5 protein-coding genes and 1 pseudogene are annotated in these 5,975 nt (G+C 65.3%); 3 read left to right on the plus strand and 3 right to left on the minus strand.

Features of this window, described 5'->3' with window-relative positions:
* Nucleotides 1-1,239 (minus strand): gamma-glutamyltransferase (locus tag H8A92_RS39230; RefSeq protein WP_229200618.1); only part of this gene is annotated, 1,239 nt, incomplete at its 3' end.
* Between the two features lie 101 nt (nucleotides 1,240-1,340).
* Here H8A92_RS39230 and H8A92_RS39235 point away from each other — a divergent pair.
* Nucleotides 1,341-2,114 carry an enoyl-CoA hydratase-related protein gene (locus H8A92_RS39235; protein ID WP_229200619.1) on the plus strand — a complete coding sequence of 258 codons (774 nt, stop codon included), beginning with the start codon at nucleotides 1,341-1,343 and terminating at the stop codon, nucleotides 2,112-2,114.
* 18 nt (nucleotides 2,115-2,132) lie between these two features.
* On the opposite strand, the gene H8A92_RS39240 is transcribed toward H8A92_RS39235, so the two are convergent.
* Complete coding sequence (locus tag H8A92_RS39240; RefSeq protein ID WP_229200620.1) at nucleotides 2,133-3,146, minus strand: zinc-dependent alcohol dehydrogenase family protein; 1,014 nt, start codon at nucleotides 3,144-3,146, stop codon at nucleotides 2,133-2,135.
* 199 nt (nucleotides 3,147-3,345) lie between these two features.
* Between H8A92_RS39240 and H8A92_RS39245 the strand changes: the two genes are divergently transcribed.
* Nucleotides 3,346-4,212, plus strand: a complete 867-nt coding sequence (locus H8A92_RS39245) for a DUF2066 domain-containing protein (protein ID WP_229200621.1) — start codon at nucleotides 3,346-3,348, stop codon at nucleotides 4,210-4,212.
* 29 nt (nucleotides 4,213-4,241) lie between these two features.
* On the opposite strand, the gene H8A92_RS39250 is transcribed toward H8A92_RS39245, so the two are convergent.
* Nucleotides 4,242-5,195 carry a helix-turn-helix domain-containing protein gene (locus H8A92_RS39250; RefSeq protein ID WP_229200622.1) on the minus strand — a complete coding sequence of 318 codons (954 nt, stop codon included), beginning with the start codon at nucleotides 5,193-5,195 and terminating at the stop codon, nucleotides 4,242-4,244.
* A gap of 488 nt (nucleotides 5,196-5,683) precedes the next feature.
* Here H8A92_RS39250 and H8A92_RS39255 point away from each other — a divergent pair.
* A pseudogene (locus tag H8A92_RS39255) lies at nucleotides 5,684-5,975 on the plus strand (hypothetical protein); the annotation flags it as partial.

Raw genomic sequence — 5,975 nt, forward strand, 5'->3', positions numbered from 1 at the left:
CACCACGGGCGTGTAGTTGGTCAGGCAGCGCTTGCCGGGCGCGAGCGAGTTCGGTGCGCCTTGGGTCGGATCGAACCACATGATGCCGTTGTTCATGGTGAGGCCGGTATTCGGCGTCACGAACTTGGAGCCGAATGTCGACAACAGGGTCTGCGTCACCGCGGCCATGTTGCCGTCGCGGTCGACCGCGGAGAAATGCGTGGTGCAGGATGGAGCGATCGCCTCGGCGCCGAGCGCGCGGCGGCCGTCGACGTCGCCCATGTCCTTCAGCCGTTCGCGATAGGCCGCTTGCAGCGCCTCGGCATACGCCGCGTAGGCCATAGCATCCGGACCGCCTTGCGCGGGCGTGAGCGCCTTTTGCAGCAGGCCGAGCGTGCGCGCCATGGTCGGACCCGCGGTCAGTTCCGGCGTCGCATACACCGTGCCGCCGCGATAGGGAATTTTCAGCGGCTCGCGCAGATGGGCGCGGAAGGCGGCGAGATCGCGCACCGACAGCGCGCCGCCGGCGGCCTGGATATCGTCGGCGATGCTGCGCGCCAGGTCGCCCTCGTAGAAATCGCGCGGACCGGCCGCGGCAAGCTGCGCCATCGCCGCCTTCAGCCTGTCCTGCGGCATGCGGACCTCAGACTTGATACCCCATTGCGCATTCGGCGGCAGGCCATCCAGCAGATACGCCGCGGCACTGGCGCCATAGCGCCGCAGATCGGCGGCCGAGCTTGCGATCATCTCGGTGGTCCACCAATCGACCAGCAGGCCTTCGCCGGCGAGCTCGACGCTCGGCGCCAGCAGATCCTTCCACGGCATCTTGGCGTGGCGGCGATGCGCCTCTTCCATACCGGCGACGACGCCGGGCACCGCGATCGAGCCTGGGCCGTGCAGGTTGCGGTCGTCCTTGACCCGCGCCCACGGGAACAGGTCGGAGGCCGCGCCGCCGGTCAGGGGGTAATCCTCGATGCGCAGGCCGTCGGGCGCGCGCATGCCGTAGTCGATCACCTCGACGCGGTTCCCCTTGGCGCGATAGAGCACCATGGCGCCGCCGCCGCCGGCGCCGCTCATCCAGGGCTCCAGCACCCCGAGCGCGAAGGTGGTTGCAATGACAGCGTCGACGCAATCGCCGCCCGCTGCCAATACCTCCGCGCCGACCTCCGCCGCTCTGCGCGATTGCGCGGCGACGATGCCGCCCTTGGCGCTGACGGCCGGTTTGCGGATCACTTGCGAGTTGGAGAACTGGTCGGACATGGCGTTGCTTTCGCTGTTCTTGTTGCGGGCGGGGCACGTTGGCGTAGCATGCCAAGCATGGCACTGTCAGTGCAACAAGAACCGGTTTCAGGGGGCGGAAAATGAGCAATGTGAAGCGTGAACGGGACGGCAAGGTCGGGATCCTGACGCTCAACGACCCCGCAAGCCTGAACGCGATGACGCCGGAACTGCTCGGCGATCTCGCGCGCGCAGTGGGCGAGATGAGCAGCGACCCCGGCATCCGCGCGCTGGTCCTGACCGGGGAGGGACGCGGCTTCTGCTCCGGGCAGAACCTCAAGGCGTTCAACTCGCTCGGCGACAATATCTACACCGGCGTGATGACGCATTACTGGCCGGCGATGCAGGCTTTGCGCGAGTGCCGGATGCCGGTGGTGGTCGCGGTCAACGGCGTTGCCGCCGGCGGCGGCTTCAGCCTTGCGATGTCCGGCGACATGATCCTGGCCGCGCGCTCGGCGAGCTTCATCCAGGTGTTCAGCCGGATCGGCCTCGTGCCCGATCTCGGTTCGACCTGGCTGCTGCCGCGGCTGGTCGGGCGCCAGCGCGCGCTCGACCTGATGCTGCTGAACGAGCCGCTGTCGGCGGAGCGGGCCAAGGAGTGGGGCCTGGTGCGCGATGTGGTCGACGATGCAAGGCTGCTCGACGAGGCGAAGGCGCTCGCCGGCCGCCTCGCCGACGGCCCGACCCGCGCGCTGGTCGCGACGCGGCAATTGCTCGAGGCGAGCGAGCACGCAAGCTACGCCGAGCAGTTCCGCCGCGAGATCGAGCTGCAGCAGGTGATCCGCGAAAGCGCCGACGCGCAGGAAGGCCGCAAGGCCTTCGTCGAGAAGCGCAAGGCCCAGTTCACGGGGCGCTAGGCCTTGGTTATCGGCAGTCTACCCGATCGCAATCGCGATCTTGCCGAAATGCGCGCCGCTCGCCATGTGGGCGAACGCGGCCTTGACCTGGTCGAAGACGAACACCTTGTCGATCACAGGCTTGACGCCGTGCAGGCTGATGCCGTCGCACAGCGCCTGCAGGTCCTCGATCGGGCCGACGGTGACGCCTTGCAGCCGCTGCTGCTGCATCACCATCAGCGGCAGCCGCGTGTCGGACGATGCCGGACCTGCGAGCACGCCGATGAAGGCGATGGTGCCGCCGATCCTGGTGGCGCGGATCGACTCATTCAGCGTGCCGACGCCGCCGACCTCGACGACGAGGTCGACCCCGCGCCCGGTCAGCTCGCGCGCCTTCTTGCCCCAATCGGGCGTGGTCTTGTAGTTGAGCGTGACGTCGGCGCCGAGTTGTTTCAACCGCGCGATCTTGGCGTCGCTGGAGGAGGTGGCGATGACACGGGCGCCGCACATCTTGGCGAATTGCAGCGCGAACAGCGAGACGCCGCCGGTGCCCTGGGTCAGCACGGTCTGTCCCGGCTTGATGTCGCCGAGCTTGACCACCGCGCTCCACGCCGTGACGCCGGCGCAGGGCAGCGCCGCGGCCTCGATGTCGCTGAGATGCTCCGGCGTGCGCACCAGCGCATGCGCCGGAAACACCCGGTACTCGGTCAGCACGCCGTCGACGCTGCCGCCGAGTGCTGCGCGCATCCGCGTCTCGCTCGGCTCGCCGCCGAGCCAGCTTTCGAAGAAGCTGCCGATCACGCGATCGCCGGGTGCAAAATTCTTGACGCCGGCGCCGACCGCTTCGACCACACCGGCACCGTCGGAGACCGGCACCAGCGGAAATTTCTGGCGCGAGCCATAGCCGCCCTTGACCGTGAGCAGGTCACGATAGTTCAGCGTCGCCGCCTTCAGCCGCACCAGGACCTCGCCGGGGCCGGCCTGCGGAACCGGCTTGTCGACCAACGCAAGCGCGTCAACGCCACCGGGGCCTTGCAATTCGTAGCATTTCACGGGACGTCTCCTGCTCAATGGTCTCGTCCTGGGCAGCGCTTCCGGCGCCACCGCACATGCGCCGAGCATATGTCATGCCCGCCGCACGTGACCATAGCGTGCGGCGCTGCCGACGGAATGGTGTCCATGCCCGGACGTGTTGGCGTGACCCGGCAAATACCGCCAATCTGTGCCGTCACTGAACCGAGCGGAGGTGACCATGGCTGCCTTGCTTGATACGAAACGCAATCCGATCGCCACACGCGCACGTGGCCTGGTTCGTATGCTGCTGGCCGCCGCATTGGTCTGTTGCAGCGGTGCGATGGCAGCGGCCGACAGCCTCTACCGCGCGCAGACCGTCGTCACCGGCCAGGGCGAGCCGAACCGGATCATCGGGTTCGGGGCGTGTCTGGAGGATGTCCTGATCAAGGTCTCCGGCCAGCCGACGCTGGCAAGCGATCGCCGGCTTGCCGCGTACAAATCGAAGGCCAAGGAGTTCGTCAGCAGCTTCGACTATCACGATCAGTATGCCGGCAAGCCGCATCATGACGAGCAGGGCACCCGCGACCGGCCCTACGACCTGACCGTTGATTTCGACGACAAGAAGATCGACGGCATTCTCGCCAAGCTCGATCTCAAGCCATGGCGGTCGCAGCGGCCGGTGCTCGGCGTCTTCGTCGAGATGCAGCACGGTCCGAAGGATTACATCGTCACATCGGATGGGACGCAATCCGATTTGCAGCGTGACGCGCTTGCGGCTGCAGCAGGCAAGCGCGGCATGCGCTTCGTGTTGCCAAGTGCTGCCGCGCTGACGAGTGCCAACGTCACGCCGGCCGAGCTCTTGAAGATGCCGGCGCCGAAACTGACCTCGATCGTCGCGCCACAGGGTGGCGAGGCCATCTTGGTCGGACGGCTGGTTTGGGATGACGGAGATCTCGGCTGGGCCACGCGATGGCAGATGGCCTGGGGCGGCAAGGACTACAAATGGCAGTTCCGCGGCGTCACCTTCGACGAAGCCTTCCGTCGCGGCATCGGCGGCGCGGCGCAGCTGCTGTCCGGCAATGGCGATCCGGGGCGATCGAAATAGGCTTGGATGAGCGTCGCGACCGGTTCGCCCTATCCGGCGTAGCCGAGCGTCTGCGACGGGTATTCCCCGAACATGGTGCGGTAATATTGCGAGAAGCGCCCGAGCTCGATGAAGCCCTGTTCGATCGCGACCTTGGAGACGGTGGTCTGCTCCGGCGTGCTTTCGCGTAGGATCGAGCGGATTGTGCAGAGCCGCTTGTAGCGCAGGAATGTCACGGGGCCGACGCCGAACACCTCGTGGAAGGCGCGGTGCAGGCTACGTCGCGACAGCCGCAACTCGGAACAGATTTCCGAGACGTGGACCGGGCGGGTACCGGCGCTGAGCAGATAGTCCTCGACGTCGCGCACCAGTTTCATCGCCGACGGCAGATAGCTCGTTCCGTCTGATGGCAGCGATGTGACGACCGTGGCGGTCACGCAGTCGGTGATCGCGCGCTTCCAGAACTCGGCCGACGCCTCCGACAGGGCGTCCGGATAACGCGCGAGATGCGCGATGATCTGCGGCAGCCTGTCCGCGGCGTTCATGCCGATCGTGCGGTCCGCGCGGAAATGGTTCTTGGCGCTCCATGTTTCGGCATCGGCGAGCCGCGGCTCGCCGCCGAACACGTCGGGCAGATCGTCCATGTCGAAGCGAATGGCTGCGTAGGACGAGGCGCTGTGAAAGATGCCGTCATGTTCAACCCCTGGCGGAATCACCAGCACGTCGGCCGGCTGCATGTCGAAGGCCCAATGCGTGACGCGGTTGGTCGCGTTCAGCAGCATTCCGATGATCAGCTTGGGATCGGTTGAGATCCGTTGTGTGCGGACCCCGACATTGAATGCGCCGATGCTGAGCGAAAAATCGCCGATCCCGACATGAGACAAAGTGCCGCGCAGCTTACCGCGCTCAAGCTGCATGACCTCGACATGCGAACCTTTGACGGCATCGTGGAGTCCCTCGAAGCCGTTGAGCTCGCCGGTGTGAACCGTCAGGTGCTCGCCCATTTCCACGCCCGCAAGTGTAATGCGATTATTCTACTAATACCAAATACTTGAAGTCAGTAAATAATGCGTCCCGCGCACAACGTGCCGACATCGCGATGCAGAATCGAGAGCCTCAGATTTTCGCTTGTTTTTTCGAGAACGCAATAATCACGACGTCATCGGATTGATCGAATTGAAACATCTTTCATTAAGCCTGCACGTCGTGTAGGCGCGATTGGCACAAACTGCACATCACACGCAAAGCGTGTTAGCCTATCGTTTGAACCTCGAAACGAAATCAGCTCGCGACAACGTTCGATGAAACGGATCGCGGGCAATGAGATCGGCTGTGCACGTTATGGTGCATGGAGATCGTGGCAGAGGAGAAGGGGAAGAATAGCTGACGGATCAGTGCTGCCGAAAAGTGCAGCACATAAAGATGGAAGGGCACGATAATGCAGTCCAGCACGGCGTTCGGTCACCAAGAACAACAAGAACGAGCTGCGATCTTGAGCAAGATTTTCCGGCTGGCGGTTATCGGCGTCACCGTGCTTACCGTGCAGCCAGACCCAGCATCAGCCATCAATATCGGCGCTTCCGCTTCACTTCCGACCGTCACGCAGCAGGACTCGAGCAGCGACGTCGTCCAGATACGTGCGGTCGTGCGCCGCGGCGGCGTTGCGGTCGGTCCGCGTGGCGGGGCGGTTGCCTACCGCAGCCGCACTGTTGTGCGACCGGGCGTTCGGCCCGGCTGGCATGGCGCCGGTACGCGTTGGGTCGGCCCGGGACCGCGTCCGCTCC

Origin of the sequence: Bradyrhizobium acaciae, assembly GCF_020889785.1 — a bacterium.
In the GTDB taxonomy this organism is placed as follows: Bacteria; Pseudomonadota; Alphaproteobacteria; order Rhizobiales; family Xanthobacteraceae; genus Bradyrhizobium; species Bradyrhizobium acaciae.